The organism is Arthrobacter sp. StoSoilB19 (assembly GCF_019977275.1).
Taxonomy (GTDB): domain Bacteria; phylum Actinomycetota; class Actinomycetes; order Actinomycetales; family Micrococcaceae; genus Arthrobacter.
The window spans coordinates 84,640-108,443 of record NZ_AP024650.1; the positions used below are offsets into that span (position 1 = coordinate 84,640).

Consider the following 23,804-nt stretch of genomic DNA (forward strand, 5'->3'; position numbering starts at 1 on the left):
ACGTGGATACCCTCAACGAACTGGTCAACGGCTTCGCGGCCGCCATGACCTGGCAGAACCTGCTGTTCGCCTTCCTCGGCTGCCTCCTGGGCACCATCATCGGCGTGCTGCCCGGCATCGGGCCCGTGGCAGGCGTCGCCCTGCTGATCCCGCTCACGCTGAACATGGACGCCACCGGGGCGATCATCATGCTGTGTGCCATCTTCTACGGCACCGCCTACGGGGGAACCATCACCAGCGTGCTGCTCAACACCCCCGGCGAAGCAGCATCAGCCATCACCACCATCGACGGCTACGCCATGACCAAGATGGGCAAGGCCGGCGCCGCGCTGACCATCGCCGCCGTCGGATCCTTCGTTGGCGGAACCATCGCCACCCTCGGCCTGGTGGCGGCAGCCAAGCCGCTGGGAGAACTGGGCCTGCTGGTCGGGCCGCCGGAATTCTTCGCCCTGATGGTGGTGGGCATCTCGCTCCTGGTGGCCCTGGCCGGGAAATCCATGGTCAAGGCCGTCATCTCCGGCGCCCTGGGCCTGCTGATCTCCATGGTGGGCATCGACCCCGTGGCCGGTGCTCCACGCTTCACCTTCGGCATGGACCGGCTCCTGGACGGCGTCAGCTTCGTGGCCGTCATCGTCGGAGTCTTCGGCCTCTCGGAACTCCTGTCCTACCGCAAGGGCGACCAGCCCGCGGCGGTGCACGCCCCCAACCTGCGCTCGCTGCTGCCCACCGCCACGGAGTGGCGGCGCAGCGCCCCGGCGATGGCCCGCGGCACCGGCATCGGCTTCGGCCTGGGGCTCATCCCCGGCATGACCGGGTCGGTGTCCTCGCTGCTGTCCTACGGGGCGGAAAAGAAGTTCTCCCGGCACCGCCACGAACTGGGCAGGGGTGCCATCGAAGGCGTGGCCGGACCCGAAACGGCCAACAATGCCCACGCCAACGCGGCCCTGATTCCGCTGTTCACGCTCGGCATCCCGGCCTCGCCCACCATCGCCGTGCTGATGGGCGCCTTCCTGCAGCAGGGCCTCACACCGGGACCCACCCTCTTCACCGAGAACTCCGAGATCGCCTGGGCCATCATCGCCAGCCTCTTCATCGGCAACCTGATCCTGCTCCTGCTCAACGTCCCGCTCGTGGGGCTCTGGACCTCCATCCTCCGTGTCCCGTCAACAATCCTGACGGCCCTGATCCTGCTCTTCATGGTCATCGGCGCCTACACCATCAACTTCAGCGTCTTCGATGTCTTCGTGATGATCGGCTTCGGGCTCCTGGGCCTCGCCCTCCGCCACCTGGACATCCCGCTGGCGCCCATGGTGCTGACCCTGGTCCTTGGTCCCCTGATGGAGCGGTCCCTCCGTGAGTCGCTGGAGATCTCCCAGGGCGACTTCGGCATCTTCACCAGCCGTCCCATTTCCGCGGTCCTGATCGGCATCGGCCTGCTGATTGTCATCAGCCCGCTGCTCAAGCTCCGCAAGCCCAAGGCTCTTACCGAAGACCCCGAAACCTAAACCCCACCCGCACACCTGAACCCGCACACCTGAACCCGCACCCCTTCAAAGGAGAAGACCTATGAAAACCCGCCTCCGCCTCACCGCCGCCCTTGCCGCGGCCTCCCTGATCGGCCTCACCGGCTGCGGCGCCAATGCCGGCGCCACCAACAACAATGCCGCCAGCGACTTCCCGAAAAAGGGCAAGTCCATCGACCTCGTGGTCGCGTTCGGTTCCGGCGGTGCCGTGGACACAGCCGCGCGGCTCATCCAGCCCGTTCTCGAGAAGGAACTCGGAACCAACGTCGAGGTCATCAACAAGCCCGGCGCCGGCGGCCAGATCGGCTACACCCAGCTCACCAGCGCCAAGCCGGACGGCTACACCATCGGCGCCACCGGCTCGCCGTCCGTGGTCGTCTCGCCCCTGGACCCGTCCCGCGGCGCCAAGTACACCCGGGACAGCTTCCAGCCCCTGGGCCGCCAGGTCATCGATCCCACGGTCATCGCCGTCCAGCCGGACAGCCCGTACCAGACGCTGAAGGACCTCCTGGAAGCGGTCAAGGCCAAGCCCAAGTCCATGACCGCCAGCACCACCGGGCTTCAGACCGGCGAGCACTTTGCCCTGGCCCAGATCCAGCAGGCCACGGGTTCCGAGTTCGCCCCGGTCCACTTCTCCGAAGGCGCGTCGCAGGCAACCACCGCGTTCCTCGGAAAGCACGTGGACGTGCTGGTGGCGAACGTCAGCGACGTGAACGACCTCACCAAGCAGGGCAAAGCGCGGGTGCTGGGCGTCATGTCCGCGGAACGCGCACCCTCCCTGCCGGAGATCCCCACCTTCAAGGAATCCGGCTATGACCTGACGGCGGGAACCGCCCGCGGCTACTCCGCCCCGGCCGGCCTGCCCGCTGATGTGGCCAAGAAGCTCGAGGCCGCCATCCAGAAGGCCATCGAGGACCCCACCGTGGTGCAGAAGATGAAGGACCTGGGCCTGCAGACCAGCTACCTCAACGGCGCCGACTACAAGACGTTCTGGGCCGGCCAGGAAGAGGACTTCAAGGAAGTCCTCCCGCTGGTCCAGAAAAAAGACTGACCCCCACTGCCCGGAACGGAAAGACCCATCATGACAACTCCTGCCATTGACGCCATCGGCGCTGATTTCGCACGTCCCAGCAGCGACATCGTGGAAAGGCTCGGCAAGCTTCCCGCGGCCAATATCGGCGACGCCATGGACCGGCTTGGGGTGGCGGACTCCGCCATCCAGGCGGTCTGGCCGGGCGCAAAGCTCGCCGGCCCGGCGTTTACGGTGTGGACCCGCCCCGGAGACAACAAGGGCATCCACGCCGCCCTGCAGCTGGCCCGTCCCGGAGACGTCATTGTGGTGGCAGGGGGCGGCGATGAATCCCGCGCCCTGCTGGGCGAACTGATCGGGGAGCGCGCCATCAACCTTGGTGTCGCGGGATTCGCGCTGGACGGAGCAGCCCGCGACGCCGGGGCGCTGGCAGAGATTGGCATGCCCGTCTTTGCGAGGGCTACTTCGCCGGCGGGCCCCTACAAGGACGGTCCCTTCCGGCTGGGAACCGCCCTCGCGTTCGGCGGCGTCCCCGTCCTGCCCGGCGACGTCATCGTCGGCGACTCGGACGGCGTGGTGGTCATCCCCCGGGAACAGGCTGCCGCCGTCGCCGATGCCGCCGAAGCGGTCTTCGCGGACGAAACCAGCCGCCGCCAGGCCATCGTCGCCGCCCGCAACTGAACCTTCACCAAAGCCAAGAAAGAACAGAGCAAACCATGACAGCGTGCACCGTCATCGGCCTCGGCGAAGCCGGAGCCACCTACGCCGCGGCCCTGACCGCCGCCGGCCACACGGTTACCGGCTTCGATCCGGTGGCCCCCAGTACGCCGCAGGGAGTAACCCGGGCAGCAACAGCCGCCGAAGCATGCACCGGTGCAGACATCGTCCTGGTGATGACCGGCGCTGCCGCGGCCCGCAGCGTGGCACAGGAGTGCCTTCCGGTCCTTGCCAGCGGCAGCGTCTACGCCGACTTCACGTCGTCCTCACCGGCTACCATGCAGGAACTGGGGCAGCTTCCCGGCAAGGCCGCCTTTGCCGATGTCGCCATCCTGGGACCGGTCGCGGCGTTGGGCGAGAAGACACCCCTGATGGTGAGTGGCCCCGGCGCCCAGGCCGTGGCCGACCTGCTGCGGCCGCTGGGAGTTGATGTTGAAATCACCGACGGCGGCCCGGGGGCGGCGATGGCGCACAAACTGCTGCGCAGCGTCCTGATGAAGGGCCTGGCATCTGTGGTGGTGGAAGCTGTGACGGCCGGCCGGGCGGCCGGCCTCGAGGAGTGGATCCGCGCCCAGATCGCCGGTCAGCTGGCCGGCGACGGGCAGGCCGTGATCGACCGGTTCCTGACGGGCACCGCCAAGCACGCCGTGCGCCGCTCCAAGGAGATGCAGGACACCGCAAGCTACCTCTCGGACCTGGGTGTCCCCGCCGAGATGACCAACGCCTCCGCCGCCGCGCTGGCCCGTATGGCGCAGACCTCGGAGCCGGCCTTGCGCTGACCGCGCAGTCAGGCACAATCAGGAACGGGTAATACACGTGACCACAACAACCGGCATCTTGCCGTCAGGAGCAGCATCATGATCGGCATTTGGGCACTCGGCGCCTACCTTGCCGTCATCCTGCTCTGGACCACGGCCTTCAAGCGGAGCGTGGGCGAAGCCATGATCCTTGGCTTCCTGGCCGTCCTTCCCTTCACCGGTGCCGCAGCAGCGGCAATCGGCTGGGACGCCCTGTACTCTGCCATCACCGACGAGATCGTGTACGCCACCATGGCGTTCGTCTTCATGGGCTACCTGCTGGACAAGGCCGGCGTGCTGGACCGGCTGATCGACCTGCTGAACTCCCTGATCGGCGGGGTCAAGGGCGGGCCGGCCTGGGTCTCCACGGTGGCCTCCGCAGGCCTCGGCGGCGTGGTCCACAACCAGGCGGCCATCGCCGCCACGGTGGGCTCGGTGACCATTCCCTGGATGGAGAAGTCCAGGCTGGACAAACCGTCAGCAGCCACGCTGGTGGCGGGGAACGCCGGCATGGGCATCACATTCCCGTTCAGCGCCTCGATGTTCGTCCTGGTCGGTTCCGCCACCGTGGGACCGCTGCTGGACATCAACGCACTGGTCCTGCCCCTGCTGTTCGGCGGACTGTGGTGCTTCCTGCACCGGCTGGTGGTCACTTGGCTGCTGGTCCGCAAGAGCGGGATGACCCCGCTGGACGCCGCGCACCGCCTGTCCGTCCGCTCGGCGTTCGGCCGCGGCTGGGCCACCCTGCTGCTGTTCGTCGTGGTGGCCGTCCCGCTGGTCATCACCACCGGCGCCATCGCCAAGAGCCTGTCGGAGTGGACGGGCGGGGACGTTACCAAGTCGGTCAGCGTCATCGTCTGGATCCCGGTGGTCCTCATCATCACCGGTCTCCTGCTGGGCAGGAAAACGCTGCCCCGCGACGGGCGCGGCTGGTGGGCGCTGCTCCGGGAATCCGCTCCGCGGTTTGGAATCGTGGGCGTCACCGTGGTGTTCGCCTTCGCCGGCGCCAACGCCCTGGCTGCCACCGGCCTGCCCAAGCAGATGACCTCGCTCCTGAACGGGATGAACCTGCCGCTGTGGCTGCTGGCCATCCTGATCGGCCTGATCGTCATCGCGGTGGCGGCCCCGCTGTCCGCCACCGCCACCATGGCCGCCGTGGGGACGGTGGGAGTGGCAACCCTGGTGGCCGCCGGGGTTCCGGCCACCACCGCGGCCGTGGCCGTGCTGGTGTTCTCGTCCTGCGAAGCGGCGGTCCCGCCCGGCGGCGCCCCGCTGTACGTGGCCTGCGGCATCGCTGACGTGGACCCGCTCAAGACCTTTGCCCGCCTGCTGACCCATTACGCCCTGCCGCTGCTGGGCATCGGCGTCCTGATCATCCTCGGCATCCTGCCAATCTAGGAAACATTCCATGAACACCATCCGAAGGGCCATCGAAGTCCTCTTCGTCCTGACGCTCGCCGCACTCCTGGGCGGGGGCATCCTGTTCGTCCTCGGCCAGGCCATTGGCCTGGTTGCGGGGCAGGCCCAGTGGCTCACCCTGCTCAATGACGCCATCAAGACACCCATCTGCATCGCTGCATCCGTCTGCGCCGTTGCCGGGTTCCTGCTCAGCTACAAGCGCCGCCAGCCCCAGGAGCAGCACCAGAAGGCCGGTGCACGGTGAATGCCGCTGAAGGAATATATCCGGATTTTGAAGGTCTGCTGCAAAGGGAGGGCCGCCTGGCCGGCACCTCCTGGGGCCTCTTTCCGCACCAGAGCCGCGGGACGCCGTCGTTCATTACACCCCAAGGTGTGCTGGATGCCCGGCAGTGCATCCGCACCGGAACGGTGTTCGGCCTGGACTACCCGGCTGACGCCTTCGATCCCGGGATGTCCCTCAAGCGCGGCGCCCCGCGGCACACCATCTACTCCTCGCACCCGGCGCACCGGGACGACTACCTGGACGGGTACTACCTTCAGGGGTCAACCCAGATTGACGGGCTCAGGCACCGCCGGGCCGATGATGTCGGTTTCTACAACGGCACCCCGGATGACCGGATCACCGAGGGCACCCCGGACCTCGGCATCCAGGAAATGGGCGGAAAACCCGATTACCGGCAGGGGCGTGCTGGTGGACCTCGAGGGTCACCGGGACGAAGCAGGGGAGCCCATCGACCACGCGGGCGGGGAACCACTCACCCTGGACCTGGTGGAGTCCGCCTTGAAGGCCCGGTCCCTCTGCACCCAGCCCGGGGATATCCTCATGCTCCATACAGGCTGGTGCGAATGGTTTCTGGGTCTGTCCGCGGAGGACAAGCAGCGCATCCGCCAAAGCCGGAAGGCCTCAGGCATGGCGCAGTCCCGGGAGTTTGCCGCCTGGGCGTGGGATAACCGCTTTGCCGTCCTCGCCGCCGACAACTTCGCCCTCGAGTGCCTGCCCGCGGTCCCGGACAGCCCCTACCGGCATTCGGCCGCCAACGACAACGGCATGATGCACCAGCAGCTCCTGGCCAAACTCGGCCTGCCACTCGGGGAACTATGGAAGCTGGGACCGCTCGCCCGGCATATGCGCAGCACCGGCAGATGGGACGCCTTCATCACCATTAAGCCGCTGAACATCACCGGGGGCACGGGCTCCCCGGCCAACGCCACCGCCATCACGTGACGTGAGGAAGGGGCGCCGTCGGACGCCCTCCTAGGGAAGCCGCGACGGCCGCAGCAGGCTCGCCCGGCCCGCCTGGGCCGGGTCCAGCGGCACCGGGCTGACCAGCACGGCCGGACCCCGGTGCAGCAATCCGCTGGACAGGGCACGGCAGCGGATGCCGCCGCGGCCCCGCATGGCCGGGTGCGCCCCCGGTGCCAGCATCCCGTTCATCCACGCGCACGGTTGGGCGTGCCGGCCGCCATGGAACGAAACAGCCGAGCCGCCGGACTCCAGCGCAAAGTCCTGCCCCAGCAGGGGAGCCAGCTGCGCTCCGCGGAGCACCACGTTCCGCCGGGTCAACAGGGGATTGAACGGCCCGGCGCCAAGCTCCGCGGCGATGGCCTCAAGGGATTCGACGGCGAACAGGGTCACCGCCGCGTCCATGTGGGCGGCCTTCCCGAAGAACCTGTCGCCCACGATGCCCTTGCCGGCCACCACCTCTGCCGTCTGCGCATCAGTGGTGGGAACGTCCGCCGCGCCGTCCCGGGCGCGTCCGAAATAGGCGTGCGCGGGCGACACCAGCAGGTGCAGGATCTCGACGTCATAGCGGTAGGTTTCGGGCATAGGCCCAGCGTAGGCCAGCGTTCAGCCACCCACGTACGTGGCCAGGTGCTGCCCGGTGAGCGTCGCCCGCCCGGCCACCAGCTCGGCCGGCGTGCCCTCGAAGACGATCCTGCCGCCGTCGTGCCCTGCGCCCGGACCGATGTCGATGATCCAGTCAGCATGCGCCATCACGGCCTGGTGGTGCTCGATGACGATAACCGACTTGCCGGAATCCACCAGCCGGTCCAGCAGGCCCAGGAGCTGTTCGACGTCGGCCAGGTGCAGGCCCACCGTTGGCTCGTCCAGGATGTAGGTGTCACCGGTCTCCGCCATCTGCGTGGCCAGCTTGAGCCGCTGGCGCTCGCCGCCGGACAGGGTGGTCAGCGGCTGGCCGAGGGTGATGTAGCCCAGGCCGACGTCCGCCAGGCGTTCGAGGACTTTGTGGGCGGCCGGGGTCTTGGCCTCGCCCCCGGCAAAATAGGCAAGGGCCGCGTCCACGGACATGTCCAGCACGTCGGCAATGTTCTGCCCGCCCAGCGTGTATTCGAGGACGGCGGGCTGGAAGCGGCGCCCCTCGCAGTCCTCGCAGGTGGACTCGACCGTGGCCATGACACCCAGCTCGGTGAAGATCACGCCCGCGCCGTTGCAGGTGGGGCAGGCGCCCTCGGAGTTGGAGCTGAACAGCGCCGGCTTCACGCCGTTGGCCTTGGCGAACGCCTTGCGGATGGGCTCCAGCAGCCCGGTGTAGGTGGCCGGGTTGCTGCGCCGGGATCCCTTGATGGCGCCCTGGTCGATCACGATCACGCCCTCGCGCCTGGCCAGTGAGCCGTGGATCAGCGAGCTCTTCCCGGACCCGGCCACGCCCGTCACCACGCACAGCACTCCCAGCGGGACGTCCACGTCCACGTTGCGCAGGTTGTTCGTCGAGGCCCCGCGGACTTCGAGTGCCCCGCTGCGTTCGCGGAACGAATCCTTCAGCCGGGCCCGGTCGTCCAGGTGGCGCCCGGTGATGGTGCCGCTGGAACGCAGCCCGTCGACGTCGCCCTCGTAGACAATCTCGCCGCCGCCGGTGCCGGCCTTGGGGCCGAGGTCGACGACGTGGTCGGCGATGGCGATCATCTCCGGCTTGTGCTCCACCACCAGGACGGTGTTGCCTTTGTCCCGAAGCTGCAGCAGGAGGGTGTTCATCCGCTCGATGTCGTGCGGGTGCAGGCCGATGCTGGGCTCGTCGAAGACGTAGGTGACATCGGTGAGGGAGGAACCCAGGTGGCGGATCATCTTGGTCCGCTGCGCCTCGCCGCCGGAGAGGGTGCCGGCCGGGCGGTCCAAGGAGAGGTAGCCCAGGCCGATTTCGGCAAAGGAATCGAGGAGGTCCCGCAGCCCGATGAGCAGGGGACGGACGGAGGGCTCGTCCAGGTCGCGGATCCACTGCGCCAGGTCACTGATCTGCATGGTGCAGAGGTCCGCGATGTTCTTGCCGTTGATCCGTGCGTTGAGCACTTCCGGGGTGAGCCGCGTCCCGCCGCAGTCGGGGCAGGTGGCGAACGTGACCGTGCGTTCCACGAACCTCTTCACGTGCGGCTGCATGGCCTCCACGTCCTTGGAGAGCATGGACTTTTGGATTTTGGGGATGATGCCCTCGAACGTGAGGTTGACGCCCTCCACCTTGATCTTGGTGGGCTCGGCGTAAAGCATCGTCTCCAGCTGCTTCTTGGTGAACGTGGCGATGGGCTTGTCCATGGGCAGGCCCATGCCTTCGAACAGGCGCCCGTACCAGCCGTCCATGGAGTAGCCGGGGACGGTGAGCGCGCCTTCGGCGAGGGACTTCGACTCGTCGTAGAGGGCGGTCCGGTCAATGTCGCTGATGTTGCCCATGCCCTCACAGCGGGGGCACATGCCGCCCAGGTAGGTGACCTGGCGGACCACGTTCTTTTCCACCCGGCCGCCCTTTTCGGTGCTCATGATGCCGCTGGCCTTGCGGGTGGGAACGTTGAAGGAGAACGCGGTGGGCGGGCCGACGTAGGGTTTGCCCAAACGGCTGAACAGGATGCGCAGCATGGCGTTGGCGTCGGTGGCGGTGCCCACGGTGGAGCGCGGGTTGGCGCCCATCCGTTCCTGGTCCACGATGATGGCGGTGGTCAGTCCCTCCAGCCGGTCCACGTCGGGGCGGGCCAGGTTGGGCATGAAGCCCTGTACGAACGCGCTATAGGTCTCGTTGATCATGCGCTGCGATTCGGCGGCGATGGTGGCGAAAACCAGGGAGCTTTTGCCTGAGCCGGACACACCGGTGAATGCCGTGAGCCGCCGCTTGGGCAGCTCAAGGCTGATGTCCTTGAGGTTGTTCTCCCGCGCCCCCTGGACGCGGATCAGGTCGTGGGTGTCGGCGATATAGGTCCCGGCTTTCGTGGCCATGCCCTCATCGGTGGTGATGTCCGTGCTCAAAATGTCCCCCTTCTCCTGGAGCGGCGCGGAGGGAGGCTGCGCTGGCAGCCTCCCGTCGGCGTCGTCCGTTATATACGTGACTGGTTATATGCCTAGGCCTGCTGGTTGATCCGGACCGTGTTTCCGGCGGGGTCGCGGAATGCGCAGTCGCGGATGCCGTACGGCTGGTCGATGGGCTCCTGGACGACGTCCGCCCCGGTCGCCTCCACTTTGGCGAACGCGGCATCCACGTCCGGGGAGGACAGGACGATGGTGGCGTAGGTGCCTTTGGCCATCATCTCCGTGATGGTGCGGCGCTCGTCGTCGGTGATGCCGGGGTCCACGGCCGGCGGGTGCAGGACGATGGAGACGTCCTTTTGGCCTGCGGGGCCAACGGTGATCCAGCGCATGGTGCCCTTGCCCACGTCGTTGCGGATTTCGAAGCCCAGGGCGTCGCGGTAGAACGCCAGCGAGGCGTCCGGATCGGTAGCGGGAAGGAAGGTTGAGGAAATGTTGATGTCCATGGCAGTCATGCTAGTAACGGCTCGGGGGCGGACGCTTCTCGATTCCTGACCGGTCTGGTGACCTGCTTCGCCACGCAGGCGGGGATGCCCGCCGTCGCGCTTTGCGCCTCCTGTTTGTAGATGCTGGGCGGCATCCCCACCAGTTCGCTGAAGCGGGTGCTGAAGGTTCCCAGCGAGGAACAGCCGACGGCGAAACACACGTCGGTGACGCTGAGGTCACCCATCCGGAGCAACGCCATGGCCCGTTCGATGCGGCGGGTCATGAGGTAGCTGTAGGGGGATTCGCCGTAGGCGAGTTTGAACCGCCGGCTGAAATGGCCCGCGGACATATGGACGTCCCTGGCGAGGGATTCGACGTCGAGCGGCTGGGCGTACTCCCGGTCCATGCGGTCCTTGACGCGCCTCAACTGGGTGAGCTCGCGGAGGTAGGGATCGGAAGCGGGACTGGTGGTCACAGCTCTGATCGTGCTACGCGGGAGGGGTCTTGTCCACCCTTCGGGCGGTGGGGGATTCGGCGTCAAAGTGACCCTCGGCAGCGGGGTATGATTGTGCCGCTGCCAGCGCATGAGGTCCTCGCCCGAACAGGGCTCGAGGCAACGCAGAGCTGGCGAAACCAAACCCTGAATCACCATCTTCAGCCCTGCCCGGATACTGCGCAGGCACCACTTTGGAAGGACACCATGGAACTGCTGTGGGAAATTGCCGGCTGGGCAGGCGCTGTTGCGATTCTCAGTGCTTACCTTGCGGTTTCCATGGGCTGGCTGAAGGCAGGCAAGGGTTTCCAGACGGCCAACCTCTTCGGATCCGTTGCCTTCATCATCAACGGGACGCTGCACGGGGCATGGCCGTCCGTGGTTACCAATGTGGCGTGGTTCCTGATCTCTGCCGTTGCGCTTGTCCGCATGCGTTCCGAAAACCCAGCTGCTGCCGTCGAGCCGGCGCAGGTTCAGTATCCCGGTGTCCCCGACACCACCGGCCAGATGGCGGTTGTTGAGGCCTTGACCGGTTCCATGCCCGTTGTGGCTTCCAGGCCTGTTGGGGGTTCCGCCCCGGTTGGAGCGGACGGGCCGCGCCTGGCGTTGTAGGGTTCGACGGCGGCCCGCGCGTGGGGGCGGCGGTTACAGCAAAGGGTGTGGCTGGTTTGTCAGATTTCCGGCCCGCCCGGTTGCCCGTTCCACGATTTCCTGGGCGATCGCGTGTACCTTGCGGTTCGTATCCTGGCTCAGCTGGCTCAGGAGGTCGTAGGCCTCGTCGGCGGTGACACCGGTGCGCCCCATGAGGATGCCTTTGGCCTGCTCAATGACTGCCCGGCTGCGGGCTGAGGCGGCGACCGCCTCGGTAGCCAGTTGGTGCCGGTCGGTATGAATGGATGTGGTGAGGTCCACCACCACGCCCCAGACGCCAACAGGGGTGTCCCCGTCCAGGATGTAGTCCGCCGAGTAGAGCAGTTTGTGTTGACGGTCCTTGCGGTCCCGGATGGAAACGTAGATCGATGATGGGCCGCCAGCGGCTGAGACGTGGTCCCAATACGCCTGGACCCTGGGCCGGTCTGCCGGCTCGATGTGGGCCATGGCCATGTCCATGGAGGGGACAACCTCGCCGCGCTCATACCCGTAGATCCGGTACAACCCGTCCGACCAGCGGAAGATGCCGTCCGCGAAGTAGTACTCGACCAGTCCGGTGGGACAGTCGAGAAAGACATCATTCGGGATATCGACGGATCCAAGTCCTGGAAAACTGCTGCTGGAAGTCACTGAAGGGCCATTCGACGTGCTGTGTCCCGGCTACCCCCGGCCTGGACGTGAAAGCAACAGAATATAGCAGCGGCCCCCACCCCGCGGATCCCGCACGCATGAGTGCGGGATCCGGGGGGCGTGGGCGGGACGGCGCCGGTTGTTACCTGGCGTCCTCTACGAGCACCAGGTCGCGGCCATTCGTTTCCGGGGTGAAGAACGTGGTGGCGAACGAGATTGCCGCCAGGACCAGCGAGTAGACCGCCGGGACCAGCCAGGAGTGGTTGGTCACTGCCAGCAGTGCCACGCCGATCATCGGGGCGAAGCCGCCGGCAAGTACGGCGGACAGTTCGCGGCTGAGGGCCACGCCGGTGAAGCGGTGCTGGGAGCCGAAGAGCTCCGGCAGCAGGGCGCACTGCGGGCCCAGCATGGCCTGCACGCCGAGGGCGATGCCCATCACCATGACCACCCACACCAGGGTGACATTGCCCAGTGTGACCAGGTAAAAGGCCGGCAAGGCGATAACGGCCTGGAAGAGTGCGCCGTAGCGGTAGACGGGAACCCGGCCGAAACGGTCGGACAGGGCGCCGAAGGCAACAACCATTACCGCGGCGAAGCCCGCGGCAATCAACAGGCCTGTGGGGCCGATGAACTTGTCGCCGGCGAAGACACCTGCAGGCATGCTGATGAAGGACACCAGGAGCGCGGAATAGATGGACGAGTTGCCGTTTTCCCCCATCCGGAGGCCGATACCTATCAGCACGTTTTTCTTGGAATGCTTCCAGATCTGGCCCACAGGGTTTTTGGCCACGGCCTTGTGCTTCTCGAGTTCCTGGAAGACCGGCGTCTCTTTGAGCCGACGCCTGATGAAGACGGCAATCGCAATCAGGATGACGCTTGCCAGGAACGGTACGCGCCACAGCCAGGCCTGCAGGACTGCCTTGTCCGCCAGCGCCATCAGGGCAAATGTCCCGGCGCCCAGGAGGGTGCCCAGCTGGATGCCGACGAACGGCAGGGAAGCGAAGAAACCACGACGGCGGCGCGGAGCCACCTCCGAAATAAGGGTCGTGGCGCCTGCCTGCTCGGCGCCGGCGCCAAGGCCCTGCAGGATACGCAGGGCCACCAGGAGTACCGCACCGAGCATTCCGGCCTGTTCAAAGGTGGGCAGGAGGCCGATGGCGCAGCTGGACAGGCCCATCAGGCCGATGGTCAGGATTAGCACCATCTTCCGGCCAAAGCGGTCACCAATGTAGCCGAACACCACGCCGCCGAAGGGCCGGGCGGCGAAGCCGACGCCGTAGGTGGCGAAGGAGGCGATGACTGCTCCGCTCTCACCCAGCGGTGCGAAGAAGAGCGGGCCGAAGATCAGGGCCGAGGCAAGGCCGTAGATGTAGAAGTCGTAGTACTCCAGGGCGGAGCCCACGGAGCTGGCAAGAGTTGCCCTTCGCAGCTGGTCCGGATCGACGACGGCGCCGTCCGCGGTGGCCTGCGGTGATTTAGTACGAGTTGTCACGAGAACTCCCTCTAACGCACTCCAGGCCCCCGTTGGCCTGGTGGGATAGCGACAACGCCCATTGCGTCGATCACTATGCTGAACACGATACAGCAAGTTGAACAACTGGCAATAATCTCTGGTTGTTATATGTCGCAGAAGGCCGCCGCCGCTTGGCGTTCAGCCCATCGGGTTGCCCAGCGAGTGGGCCAGTTCCTGCAGTTCCTTGACTATCTGGGAGCCCTGTTCCGGCGTGTAGGTGGCTTTGAGGGCCGTGACGGACAGGCCCAGGCTGGGACCGTGCGCGCCCCGCGTGGGAACGGCAACGGCCAGGCAGACCACGCCGGTGGTGGATTCTTCGTCCTCGAAGGCAAAGCCCTGCTCGCGGATTTCCCGCAGCTGCGCCTTCAGCTCCGCCCCTGTCCGTAAGGACTTTGGCGTGAGGACGGGCAGTTCTGCGTCATCGGGGAACATCTCCTCGATGTCGTGCACATTCAGCCGGGCGATCAGCGCCTTCCCAACTGCGCAGAGGGATACGGGCATCTTGTCGCCGATATTGGAGGTGAGCCGGACGGCCGGGTGGCCCTCGTACCGGGCAAGGTAAATGACGTTTGTTCCGTCCAGCATGGCGATCCGGACCGTCTCGCGGGAAAGGACGGAGGCCTGTTCGCAGTAACGGTAAAACTCCTGGACTTCGTCCATGCGGCCCAGGTAGGCGGCACCCAGTTCCACCAGCTTGCGGCCAAGGGTGAACTCCGAGCCCTGCCTGCTGATCAGGCGCGCCTCCTCCAGGGCCAGCAGGAGATTGGAGGTGGATGACTTGGGAATTCCCACTTCGCGCGAGAGATCGCTGAGCGTCAGCCGCCCGGTTGCCGAGGCGGCCAGGGCATCCAGGACGGCCGCGGCGCGGGTGACTGCGGGCGCCGGAGAGGCGGTTCCCGATTTTTCGGATGACGCAGGAATGGGGGAATCGGCCATGATTCTCCTTGGGTTTGCCGGGGCGGGCTTCGCTGTTGTTCAGTCCTCTGAACGTTATCCATCTTAACGTCCTGCGACGCCCGCTGACGCCGGCCCGGCTCAGGCCACGCGGTTGCTCAGGGTTCCGATGCCCTCCACCGTGATGTCCACACGGTCCCCGGGCTCGACGGGAACCACTGTGGCGGGCGCTCCGGTCATCACCACGTCGCCGGGTTCCAAGGTCAGCCAGGAAGTGACATAGATGAGGCAGTCCACCACCGAGGAGGGGAGGTTGAAGGTCCCGGAAGTGGCCTTCGCGGCCCCATTGACGTAGACGTCGATGGCCACCCTTTCGGGATCCGGGAGTCCGGTTTCTATCCAAGGGCCCAGGGGTGTGTAGTTGACGCCGGCCTTGCCCTGGAAGTTCCGCTCGTCCACCGCGTTCTGATCCACGTTGGTGACATCGTTGACGCAGGTGTAGCCGAAGACGTGCTCCAGGGCGTTTTCCGCGGTCAGGTTGGCGGCGGTCCTGCCCATCACGACGGCGAGTTCACCCTCGGCATTGACCGTGCCTTGTCCACGGGCCGCGGTGATGGCATCGCCCGGCCCGGCGATGGTGTGGACGGACTTGTGCCACGCCTGGATGGGCAGGGGATGGTCATTCAAAGTGCGGTTATGGCCAATGCCGAGGACGACGGCGGGCCTCACCGGGGCGAGGAATATTGCCTCGTTGTGGGTGGTGGCACCGCCGGTGTAGCGGAGGCTTTCCTCAAACGGGTCGACGATGTGGTCCCAGCCGCTGTCGCTCTCAACGGCGTACTGCGGACCAGCTGCTGTATCTAGTCTTGCGATGCGCACCGGTTCTCCGCCCCGTCCTAGTAGAAGTGGACCGTGTCCACGAGGTGGGGGAGATCCCCGCCGTCGAGGAAGGTGCGCAGGTTGCTGCAGAAGCGCTCGGTGATGAGTCGGTTCTCGGCTGCGCTGAGGGCCGAGGTGTGGGGCGAAACCATGACCCGGGGATGGTTCCATAGCGGGCTGTCCTGCGGCAGCGGCTCCACGGCGAAGACATCCAGGCAGGCGTAGCCCACCTGGCCGTTGTCCAGTGCCTCCAGCAGGGCGTCCTCGTCCACCACGGTGCCGCGGCCTACGTTAACGAACGTCGTGCCGGGCTTCATGGCGGCGAACAGTTGGCGGTTAAACAGCTTCTCCGTGTAGGCAGTGCCGGGCAGGGTGTTGACGACGGCGTCTGCCGTGGCCAGGAGGGCAGGAAGGCCGGCGTTGTCCACAACCTGATCGATCCCGTCGATGGGCTCTACGGACCGTTTGGTGCCGCTGACCTTCATGCCCAGTGCGCGCGCGATCCGGGCCGTTTCCAATCCGATTTCCCCCAGGCCGCTGACCACGAGGTTGGAGCCGTTGACGAGCCGGGTGGGGACGCGAAGGGTGGGCCAGGCCTTCGCCGCCTGGTCCTGGGCAAGTTCGGAACTCCGTTTGAAGCCGTTCAGGATTCCCATCGCAGCGAATTCCGCGAGGGGCAGGGCGTGCACTCCGGCGGAGGTGGTGATCCTGAATTTCTGCAGGACGTCCTGGCTGAGGCCGGACGCCTTCACCGCTCCGCCCGCTCCCGCCGCCATGGCATGGATCCATTGCAGTCCGGGATTGTCGCGGGCGATGCGGGCAAGGCCCGCAGGGCTTTCGTTGGGGAATCCGTAGAGCACTTCGGCGCGGTTGAGCATTGCCCAGTAGCGCTCCTCCTGCTCGTCGGTGCGTTTGAAGGCGGGGTCGCCGGCGTGGTCGGCTGGATAGCGTTCCGGGGGCAGGAGGTCGGGCTCGTAAAGGACGGTAATCGAAGGATCAATGGCGCGAATCTGGTCCACAAGCTCTGCTTCGAGCGGGACGGCGATGGCTACGGTCGTACGGGAAGTCATCTGTTCACTATAATGGATAACGTTCGGTAGGTTGGACTTCGTAGGACTTCTGTGAAGCTTGCGAGCCCTGACAGGCGCCCTGGTAGTTGGGCACCGAACTAACTGGTTCCCGGCTGGGACAAACCTTGGCTGCGTGTCAGGTTGGGATCTATAGAGGTTGGATTAGCACGTCAGGAAAACGGGTTTCCGACTTCAACCTGACGTAGCTCATACGCCTGGCTGACGTCAGGTTGGGGTGTGCCCCAACTATGCAAGTGCGGGAGGAACCTGTCTCGAAGCCCTTCCCTGTGGTGCTCCCCGCAAGGCTTGTCTTAAACGCGGTTAGAGGCAGCGGTTCATGTTTCAGCCGTGGAGAACAGGGACTAAGTCAGACAGCTCCTCTCAGCGAGGCAGAAGTCCGATGCAGTTCGTGTAATTACTGGACGGCATGCACTCTTGGGAGTACTCTCACCGCTAACCCTAGACAGAGGTGCATCATGGGCAAGGACGCCAATGACGGGCAGGTTGACGCAACCGGACGCGTGCTGGGCATGAGCGGAGTTGCTATTCTTGCCGTCGTGTTATTGGCGGTGGTTATCATGATCTCTTTCATAGTCCCACCCCTGATGGACCGGGAGAATAGACCAACCGCGGAGATGGCGCTTTCTGGATGGCTGGTCGTGGGATCGGTCGTCCTTCTCGTTGTTCTGATGGCTGTTGCACTCTTGTCGAATTTTGTGATTGGAAATAGATCGATACCAGGGCCTTTGGGCATGCCAGAGGGATCAGTAAGCGCTGTCATCGCCTTAATGCTGCTCTTGATTTTTGCAATAACCTCTATTTACCTTTTTAGTCAGTTGCAAGGTGCGGAAAATAATGGCCGCGATTCCTCGGGGGTGACCTCGGCAGTACTGCAGGGACTCCCGCAGGACAGGATTCTTGAACTACGGGTCGAAAATCCGGCCGCACCGGTGGCGGACCGCACCTACACTGTAAAATTGTCGGCGACGAACCGCGTTAGCGTCGATTTCGCACAAGCAACCTCATTGACGATCGGAACATTGCTGACGGCCGTGGCGGGATTTTATTTTGGGCAGCGTGCCACGCAGTCTGGCATCAAGCAGGCCAAAGACATTAGGGACGGCCAGCGTTCCAAGGCACAAATCGATGGGAAGACGCAGCAAGACATGGCGGTAAGTACCGGGAAAAAGAACGGGGAGAAGACACCTCAAGAAAACCCGAACTTCGGCGGCGAGCCGCCGAAGGAACCTTAGAAAGAGCACCATTCCCTAACAGGGGGCCCTAGTCAGATGACGATCTAGGAAATCACAGTTCTGGTGGGATACGGCGCTTCTTCGAAAAACTGGTGGTTTCCTATTCACGGGGAGGACGTGTGATGGCCGGAGAGCTGGAGTTGGCGGAGTTGGTAGCGGGCCTGCGGGCCGAGCTTGAGCGGGCACGTGAGGACGGCGCGAATGCCGGTATCCGTTTTGCAGTGGGACCGGTGGAGTTGGAGCTAAGCGTTGTCACGGAGAAGAAAGGGACCGTCGAGGGCGGCATAAAGTTCTGGGTCGTTACCGCCCAAACGGGCGGCGAGATATCCATGACCGGCACTCAGCGCATCAGGCTGACTCTCCAGCCCAGCACAGGGGAGGGCCCGTTGGATATTGGCGATGAATCGAAACAGGGCGAGCGGTAAGGATAAGCACGGTGCCCGTTGGATGGGACGTTCGCCGAATAGCGGAGATTATCTCTACCTTCCCGGATGGTCGGGAAGAGCGCGGTTCCGGGTACCGAATAACCGAGGCCCGGGTGCTGACTTGCTGGCATGCGGTGAAGGACGCTATAAGGGTCCGGGCCAGATTCGAAGCCGGCACTGTGGAACCTTCTGCCACGGAATGGGAAGTAAATGCTGGCCCCCCGGTCTTCCTAGGAAATGATATAGCTGTTCTTCCGGTTGCAGCCCCTGAGGACATGAATGCGCGTCCTGTGTTCGTTCCTGCCTACGGACGGGTCAGAGCAGGGCTTGCGTATCCCTCGGCTGTCGCGGTGGGTTTTCCCTCGGCCCAGGCACGGGAAAATCTCAAGCGTGCGGACGGGTCTGCTGCTTCATATCGGGACTCCAAACAGGCCATAGGGAATCTGACCCCTTTGAGCCAGTTGAAATCAGGCAACTGGGAGTTCAGCGTCAGCAACCCCCCACCCGGGAGCACGCAACCGGATAAATCATCTTGGGCGGGCATGTCCGGGGCATCAGTATGGGTTGCTGAGCGTCTGGTCGGGGTGATAACCGAAGACGTCCATCCGAAAGGCGCGAACACCCTCACGGTCTCACCGCTGGCCGGCCTCTGGGAGCTTCCCCCGTCCTTAGCTGCTGGTTCGCTTGAGGAGTTTTTTGAGTGCAGCGATCCGGCCGCTTGGGTGGATGTTTCGGTCGCGGACAGCCTCCAGTCGGTGCTTTCAGATCATTACCGGCAGGTACTTGATATTGCCCCGGAGGGCGGGGCGAAGGACCGGCAGCAGGAACTGTCACGGATGACCGCGTTTTGCCGGGACGAAGTGACAGAGGGGTATTGGTGGTGGCGGGCTCGTCCCTGGGCGGGAAAGACCGCGCTGATGGCAAGTTTCGCCGCGGAGGCGCCGCCGGACCTGCGGGTGGCCTCGTTCTTTATCAATAGTCAGCGGGAGAGCCGGCGGGACAGCCGCGCGTTCAGTGAAGCGATTCTGCCCCAGCTGGATGCTTTGGCAGGAAATGTTCGACCGACCCCCGTCACACCGGGTGCGGAGGATCAGACATTGAACCGGTGCTTGGATGCTGCGGCAAAGGCCTGCCGGGAGCAAGGAACCCACTTAGTGCTCGTGGTGGATGCCTTGGATGAAGATAATTGGACCGATATTGGCGGCATCAGGCCAAGCATTGCTTCTCTGCTGCCCACCAGGACCCCTTACGGCCTGCGGGTTCTGGTTTCCAGCCGCTCGAACCCGGAACTCCCGGTTGATGTCCCCGCCAACCACCCCCTCAAGGCGGAGACAGTCAGACATGAACTCCTTCCATCTCCGCATGCTGCGGAAGTAAAAGAAAGGGCCACGCAGGAGACCAAAAAGATTCTTGGAAGTGAGGGAATCGAAAACGAAGCCCTGATCCTCATCGCCTTGGCCGGTGCACTCTCACCCAAGGAAATCGCAGACATCACCCGTGGGCGCTCCTTCAAGGTTGAGGACGTGCTATCCCACTGCCGTGTCCTCGCAGGCGAAGACCGGCACTTCATCGAAGATACCCCGGAACGGGTTTACGCACTCTCCCATACCACCCTGCCGGAACTCATAAAGGATCTTCTGGGAGAGGATGAAGTGCGCGTCTATCAGGGCCGGATCAATGAATGGGCAAGAAAATACAGCCGAGACGGATGGCCGGACGCTACGCCAGCGTTCTTTCTCACAGGGGCGTACCCTAAGTTCCTTGCCTCCGCGGGCGAGCTGAAACTGCTGGTCGAGTGGGCACTGGACCGTCAACTCCAGACCCGCCTCTGGCAGCTAACCGGTAGCAGTCTGCAGTCGCTGGAAGACATCCGGCTGGCACAGGACCAAAACATCAAGAGGCGGGAGATCGACCTTGCGGCGGCTTTGCGGCTTTGCATGATGCGCAACGAAATCGAGGCCGCCACGACAAACCTGCCCGCCCGGATACCGGTACTCTACGCTCGGATGGGGCAGCACCGCAGGGCATTCATCCTGGCCATGAGCATCAGGGATTCGTCTAGTAGAGAGCAATCGCTCACTGAGATGTCGCAGGTGCAGGCCGACACCGGGCATCTCCATCAGGCCAAGAGCACGGCAAGCGCCATCACCAACCCCCGGGCCCGGTCTGTTGCGTTGGTTCGCATCGCGCGGGCGTGGGCGGGTGCCGGGCAAGACCCCATCCCCGCCCTCGAAGACGCCTTGGACGCAGCCCGCAGCATTAACGACCCTATGTGGCGGTCGAAGGTGCAGCAGGACATCGCGCGGGCTTTAGCGGACGCCGGGCAGGACCCCGCCCCTGTTTTTGAGGAGGTTCTGGACGCGGCCCGCAAAATCGACGACTACGAGGACGACGCCTTTGACCCTGGACGGCGACCGAAGGCGCTGCTGGAAATCGCGCGGGTTATGACGGAGACCGGGCAGGATGCGACGGCTGTCTTTCAGGAGGCCGTGGACACAGCCCGCAACGACGATCCTGCGCGGCGCCCGCAGGCGCTGCTGGGCATCGCCCGTGTGCTGGCGGACATCGGTCAGGATGCGGCCCCCGTCCTCCCGGATGTCCTAAACGCGGCCCGCAACATCGATGACCCTGGGTGGCGCTCTTTAGTGCTGCTGAACATCGCCCGGGTGCTGGCGCGCCTCGGGCAGGATGCGGCACTCGTCCTCCAGGACGCCTTGGACGCGGCCCGCCACGAGCTTGTCCCTGAGCAGCGTTCGAAGGTGCTGCTGGACATCGCGCGGGTCTTAGCCAGTGTCGGGCAGGATGCAGCCGCTGTCCTTCAGGAGGCCCTGGACGTTGCCCGCGAGGTTGATGAATGGCGCCGCTCTGACGTGCTGCTGGACGTCGTCCAGGCCTTGGCAGACACCGGGCAAGACTCGGCCCCCGCCCTCCGGATTGCCCTGGCGACAGCCCGCAGCATCACCGACCCTGGGCGGCGATCGAAGGCGCTGCTGGACATCGCGCAGGCTTTGGCAAACGCTGGGCAGGATGCAGCCACTGTCTTTCAGGAGGCCCTGGACGCAGCCTGCAACATCGACGACCCTGGGTGGCGCTTGAAGGTGCTGCTGGATATCGCGCGCGCCTTGGCGGACGCCGGGCAGGGCCCGGCTCTGGCTCTCCAGAATGCCCTGGACGTTGCCCGCGAGGTTGATGAATGGCGCCGCTCTGACGTGCTGCTGGACGTCGTCCAGGCCTTGGCAGACACCGGGCAAGACTCGGCCCCCGCCCTCCGGATTGCCCTGGCGACAGCCCGCAGCATCACCGACCCTGGGCGGCGATCGAAGGTGCTGCTGGACATCGCGCAGGCTTTGGCAAACGCTGGGCAGGATGCAGCCACTGTCTTTCAGGAGGCCCTGGACGCAGCCTGCAACATCGACGACCCTGGGTGGCGCTTGAAGGTGCTGCTGGATATCGCGCGCGCCTTGGCGGACGCCGGGCAGGGCCCAGCTCTGGCCCTCCAGAATGCCCTGGACGCAGCCCGCGAGGTCGATGAACGGCGCCGCTCTGACGTGCTGCTGGACATCGCGCAGGCCTTGGCAGACACCGGGCAGGACCCGGCCCCCACGCTCCAGGATGCACTAACCGCGGCCTCCACCCTGAGCCCCCGACTGGACTCAGGTGCACTGGAAAACCTCGCTCAGGGACTGAGAGAGAGCAACCGTATTACCCAAGCCCTCGGCTCGGCCTATAGCATTCCCGACCCCAAACGACGTTCTATGGTGCTGCTGGATATCGCGAAGGCAATGGTGCACACCGGGCAGGATGCGACCTTCCTCTTTCAGGAGGCCCTGGATGCTGTCCGCAGCATCGACGACCCTGGGCAGCGCCCGAATGTGCTGCTGGACATCGCGCGGGCTATGGCGGACACCGGGCAGGATGTGACCTCCGTTTTTCAGGAGGCCCTGGACACGGGCCGCAACTACTATGCGAGCACCGACGTTTTGGCTTGCATCATGCGGGCACTGGCGGACGTCGGACAGGGTTCGGCCTCCGTCTTTCAGAGCGTCTTGGACGCCGCCAGCAGCACCGAGGACTGGGGGCGCCCGCAGGTGCTGCTGGACATCGCGCAGGCGCTGTCGGACACCGGGCAGGATGCGACACCCGTCCTCGCGGATGCCTTGGAGGCAGCCCGCCACATGCGTGTCCCTGAGCAGCGTTTGAAGGTGTTGCTGGGTATCGCGCGGGCCTTGGCTGACACCGGGCAGGATGTGACCTCCGTTTTTCAGGAGGCCTTGGGCGCGGCCCGCAACACGGAGGTATGGCGGCGCGATGACGCCTTGATGGAAGTAGCCCGGGCACTGGCCGATGCCGGGCAGGATGCAGCCACCGTCTTTCAGGGTGTCCTGGACGCAAGCCAGAATATCGACGACGCCGGGCATCGCTCGGCTGTGCTGCTGGTTATGGCGCGGACCTTGACGAACGTGGGGCGGGATGCGGCCTCCGTCTTTCAGGAGGCCCTGAGCGCTGCCCGCAATGCCGAGAACTGGCGGCGCCCTTACGCTTTGTTGGAAATAGCCCGGGCACTGGCCGGCACCGGGCAGGAGGCAGCCCCCGTCTTTCAGGAAGCCCTGGACGCTGCCCGCAATGCCGAGAACTGGCGCCCCTACGCTTTGTTGGAAATAGCCCGGGCACTGGTCGACACCGGGCAGGAGGCAGCCCCCGTCTTTCAGGAAGCCCTGGACGCTGCCCGCCACATCGATGGCTCTGACTCGCGCTGGCGGGCGCTGAGGGACATCGCGCGGACCTTGGCAGACCTCGGGCAGGATTCGGCCCCCGTTTTTCAGGAGGCCTTGGACGGGGCCCGTAACATTGACGACAGTGGGAGGCGCTCTGAAGCACTGCTGGACATCGCGCGGGCCGTCGCTGACACAGGGCAGGATGCAGCCTCCATCTTTCAGGAGGTCCTGGACACGAACCGCAATACAGTTGGCATCGCGCGGGCGCTACTTGATGCAGATCTGGTGGTGGAGGCTTTCAGATGTCTCGAAATGACGCCCCACCCCAGTGAAGCCGGCGGCAAATTGTGGTTGGAGATTGCAGGAAAGGCCTTCGAATCAGGGAACACGACGTTAGCACGCAGCGCGGCCGCATATTCTCTGGCTATGTCCTCATGGGACTCCACCATTGGCACCATAACCAAGATCGATCCTGAATTGTGGACGGAAATTGAATGCTTTGCTCGGACTAAAGGGTAAGGACTGGTCGAAGCTCCAAGACTTCTGACGTTGTTCCCAGTCAACCTTCCACGAGTTCTAAGGCCTGCTCGAAGGAACCGTATTTGAACCCGGCCGGTGTTCGCCAGCTGGAAGCCGCCGGATACCTGGAGAAGGTCCAGGTCGACCACCACGGGGACACGCGTGGTGCGACCCCATCACCCAGGGCAATGCACTGGCGGTTGCAATTCCCGGAAGCATGATCAGCCGCAAGACAGACGATCGGCTGGTGAATGAACTGGTGGAGCGGGCCCGACTGACGGTCGGCGCCCGGCGCGGGCCTCTCGGAGGTTCCAGCGGTTTTCCTGGCTAGGAGGAGATCATGGATGCCTTGGCCCACACGGCTCATTCTGACCATGCCGAACACTTTGCGTGGGTGGCCGACATACCAGGCTCCGATGTGCCTTTTGACCCCACCTTCATGGAAATTTCTACCGTGAACCGAGTGCTGGCTCAGCACTTCTGACATACGGAATCCGGGAAAACGTCACGAATGCCGCAGGCCCAGCCACCCAGCCCTTTTCCG

General features: G+C 64.9%; 19 protein-coding genes and 1 pseudogene. 11 read left to right on the top strand and 9 right to left on the bottom strand.

The features are described from left to right. Nucleotides 1–2 precede the first annotated feature (2 nt). From LDO86_RS00435 to LDO86_RS00465, 7 genes and pseudogenes are all read left to right on the top strand, one after another. A complete protein-coding gene (locus LDO86_RS00435; RefSeq protein ID WP_018770365.1) occupies nt 3–1,505 on the top strand; it encodes a tripartite tricarboxylate transporter permease in 1,503 nt (500 codons plus the stop codon). Between the two features lie 61 nt (nt 1,506–1,566). Further along, the gene (locus LDO86_RS00440; protein ID WP_134164818.1) at nt 1,567–2,574 is read left to right on the top strand and encodes a tripartite tricarboxylate transporter substrate binding protein; all 1,008 of its coding nucleotides are present in this window, start codon (nt 1,567–1,569) and stop codon (nt 2,572–2,574) included. 30 nt (nt 2,575–2,604) lie between these two features. Next, nucleotides 2,605–3,234 (top strand): methyltransferase, encoded by a 630-nt coding sequence (locus tag LDO86_RS00445; protein WP_018770363.1) that lies wholly within the window; start codon nt 2,605–2,607, stop codon nt 3,232–3,234. Between the two features lie 35 nt (nt 3,235–3,269). Beyond that, nucleotides 3,270–4,049 (top strand): NAD(P)-dependent oxidoreductase, encoded by a 780-nt coding sequence (locus tag LDO86_RS00450; protein ID WP_224084183.1) that lies wholly within the window; start codon nt 3,270–3,272, stop codon nt 4,047–4,049. Between the two features lie 78 nt (nt 4,050–4,127). Next, on the top strand, nt 4,128–5,465 hold the full coding sequence (locus LDO86_RS00455; protein WP_223993224.1) for a TRAP transporter large permease subunit: 1,338 nt from the start codon (nt 4,128–4,130) through the stop codon (nt 5,463–5,465). Between the two features lie 10 nt (nt 5,466–5,475). Continuing rightward, nucleotides 5,476–5,730, top strand: a complete 255-nt coding sequence (locus tag LDO86_RS00460; protein WP_224084184.1) for a hypothetical protein — start codon at nt 5,476–5,478, stop codon at nt 5,728–5,730. Further along, nucleotides 5,727–6,711, top strand: a pseudogene (locus tag LDO86_RS00465) (cyclase family protein). The gene LDO86_RS00460 and the pseudogene LDO86_RS00465 overlap by 4 nt, the downstream one beginning before the upstream one ends. 30 nt (nt 6,712–6,741) lie before the next feature. Here the strand turns inward: LDO86_RS00465 and LDO86_RS00470 are convergent. From LDO86_RS00470 to LDO86_RS00485, 4 genes are all read right to left on the bottom strand, one after another. Continuing rightward, nucleotides 6,742–7,314, bottom strand: a complete 573-nt coding sequence (locus tag LDO86_RS00470; RefSeq protein WP_056389528.1) for an MOSC domain-containing protein — start codon at nt 7,312–7,314, stop codon at nt 6,742–6,744. Nucleotides 7,315–7,335: 21 nt separating this feature from the next. Then, entirely contained in the window at nt 7,336–9,705 is a 2,370-nt protein-coding gene (locus tag LDO86_RS00475) for an excinuclease ABC subunit UvrA (protein WP_224084496.1), read from the bottom strand. A gap of 122 nt (nt 9,706–9,827) precedes the next feature. Then, on the bottom strand, nt 9,828–10,247 hold the full coding sequence (locus LDO86_RS00480; RefSeq protein WP_018770356.1) for a VOC family protein: 420 nt from the start codon (nt 10,245–10,247) through the stop codon (nt 9,828–9,830). Then, nucleotides 10,244–10,693: a helix-turn-helix transcriptional regulator gene (locus LDO86_RS00485; RefSeq protein WP_018770355.1), complete on the bottom strand. Its 450-nt coding sequence runs from the start codon at nt 10,691–10,693 to the stop codon at nt 10,244–10,246. Before LDO86_RS00485 ends, LDO86_RS00480 begins: the two co-directional genes overlap by 4 nt. 225 nt (nt 10,694–10,918) lie before the next feature. Between LDO86_RS00485 and LDO86_RS00490 the strand changes: the two genes are divergently transcribed. Next, nucleotides 10,919–11,323: a YgjV family protein gene (locus LDO86_RS00490; RefSeq protein WP_018770354.1), complete on the top strand. Its 405-nt coding sequence runs from the start codon at nt 10,919–10,921 to the stop codon at nt 11,321–11,323. A gap of 33 nt (nt 11,324–11,356) precedes the next feature. Here the strand turns inward: LDO86_RS00490 and LDO86_RS00495 are convergent, their stop codons facing one another. The 5 genes from LDO86_RS00495 to LDO86_RS00515 form a co-directional block, all read right to left on the bottom strand. After that, on the bottom strand, nt 11,357–11,992 hold the full coding sequence (locus LDO86_RS00495) for an ANTAR domain-containing protein (RefSeq protein WP_134164814.1): 636 nt from the start codon (nt 11,990–11,992) through the stop codon (nt 11,357–11,359). A gap of 142 nt (nt 11,993–12,134) precedes the next feature. Further along, entirely contained in the window at nt 12,135–13,484 is a 1,350-nt protein-coding gene (locus LDO86_RS00500; RefSeq protein WP_224084185.1) for an MFS transporter, read from the bottom strand. 159 nt (nt 13,485–13,643) lie between these two features. Further along, nucleotides 13,644–14,441 carry an IclR family transcriptional regulator gene (locus LDO86_RS00505; protein WP_018770351.1) on the bottom strand — a complete coding sequence of 266 codons (798 nt, stop codon included), beginning with the start codon at nt 14,439–14,441 and terminating at the stop codon, nt 13,644–13,646. Between the two features lie 99 nt (nt 14,442–14,540). Next, entirely contained in the window at nt 14,541–15,278 is a 738-nt protein-coding gene (locus tag LDO86_RS00510) for a fumarylacetoacetate hydrolase family protein (RefSeq protein ID WP_224084186.1), read from the bottom strand. A gap of 17 nt (nt 15,279–15,295) precedes the next feature. Next, the gene (locus tag LDO86_RS00515) at nt 15,296–16,348 is read right to left on the bottom strand and encodes a D-2-hydroxyacid dehydrogenase (protein WP_223993232.1); all 1,053 of its coding nucleotides are present in this window, start codon (nt 16,346–16,348) and stop codon (nt 15,296–15,298) included. Between the two features lie 476 nt (nt 16,349–16,824). Here LDO86_RS00515 and LDO86_RS00520 point away from each other — a divergent pair, with 476 nt between their 5' ends. From LDO86_RS00520 to LDO86_RS00530, 3 genes are all read left to right on the top strand, one after another. Further along, a complete protein-coding gene (locus LDO86_RS00520) occupies nt 16,825–17,601 on the top strand; it encodes a hypothetical protein (RefSeq protein ID WP_223993233.1) in 777 nt (258 codons plus the stop codon). 122 nt (nt 17,602–17,723) lie between these two features. Then, nucleotides 17,724–18,026, top strand: a complete 303-nt coding sequence (locus LDO86_RS00525) for a trypco2 family protein (protein WP_223993234.1) — start codon at nt 17,724–17,726, stop codon at nt 18,024–18,026. A gap of 452 nt (nt 18,027–18,478) precedes the next feature. After that, complete coding sequence (locus LDO86_RS00530; RefSeq protein WP_224084187.1) at nt 18,479–23,260, top strand: hypothetical protein; 4,782 nt, start codon at nt 18,479–18,481, stop codon at nt 23,258–23,260. Nucleotides 23,261–23,804: the final 544 nt, after the last annotated feature.

Coding starts and splice junctions, on each gene's coding strand:
- LDO86_RS00440 (WP_134164818.1), top strand. CDS start 1,567: ATGAAAACCCGCCTCCGCCTCACCGCCGCCCTTGCCGCGGCCTCCCTG.
- LDO86_RS00445 (WP_018770363.1), top strand. CDS start 2,605: ATGACAACTCCTGCCATTGACGCCATCGGCGCTGATTTCGCACGTCCC.
- LDO86_RS00450 (WP_224084183.1), top strand. CDS start 3,270: ATGACAGCGTGCACCGTCATCGGCCTCGGCGAAGCCGGAGCCACCTAC.
- LDO86_RS00455 (WP_223993224.1), top strand. CDS start 4,128: ATGATCGGCATTTGGGCACTCGGCGCCTACCTTGCCGTCATCCTGCTC.
- LDO86_RS00460 (WP_224084184.1), top strand. CDS start 5,476: ATGAACACCATCCGAAGGGCCATCGAAGTCCTCTTCGTCCTGACGCTC.
- LDO86_RS00470 (WP_056389528.1), bottom strand. CDS start 7,314: ATGCCCGAAACCTACCGCTATGACGTCGAGATCCTGCACCTGCTGGTG.
- LDO86_RS00475 (WP_224084496.1), bottom strand. CDS start 9,705: ATGGCCACGAAAGCCGGGACCTATATCGCCGACACCCACGACCTGATC.
- LDO86_RS00480 (WP_018770356.1), bottom strand. CDS start 10,247: ATGACTGCCATGGACATCAACATTTCCTCAACCTTCCTTCCCGCTACC.
- LDO86_RS00490 (WP_018770354.1), top strand. CDS start 10,919: ATGGAACTGCTGTGGGAAATTGCCGGCTGGGCAGGCGCTGTTGCGATT.
- LDO86_RS00505 (WP_018770351.1), bottom strand. CDS start 14,441: ATGGCCGATTCCCCCATTCCTGCGTCATCCGAAAAATCGGGAACCGCC.
- LDO86_RS00515 (WP_223993232.1), bottom strand. CDS start 16,348: ATGACTTCCCGTACGACCGTAGCCATCGCCGTCCCGCTCGAAGCAGAG.
- LDO86_RS00520 (WP_223993233.1), top strand. CDS start 16,825: ATGGGCAAGGACGCCAATGACGGGCAGGTTGACGCAACCGGACGCGTG.
- LDO86_RS00525 (WP_223993234.1), top strand. CDS start 17,724: ATGGCCGGAGAGCTGGAGTTGGCGGAGTTGGTAGCGGGCCTGCGGGCC.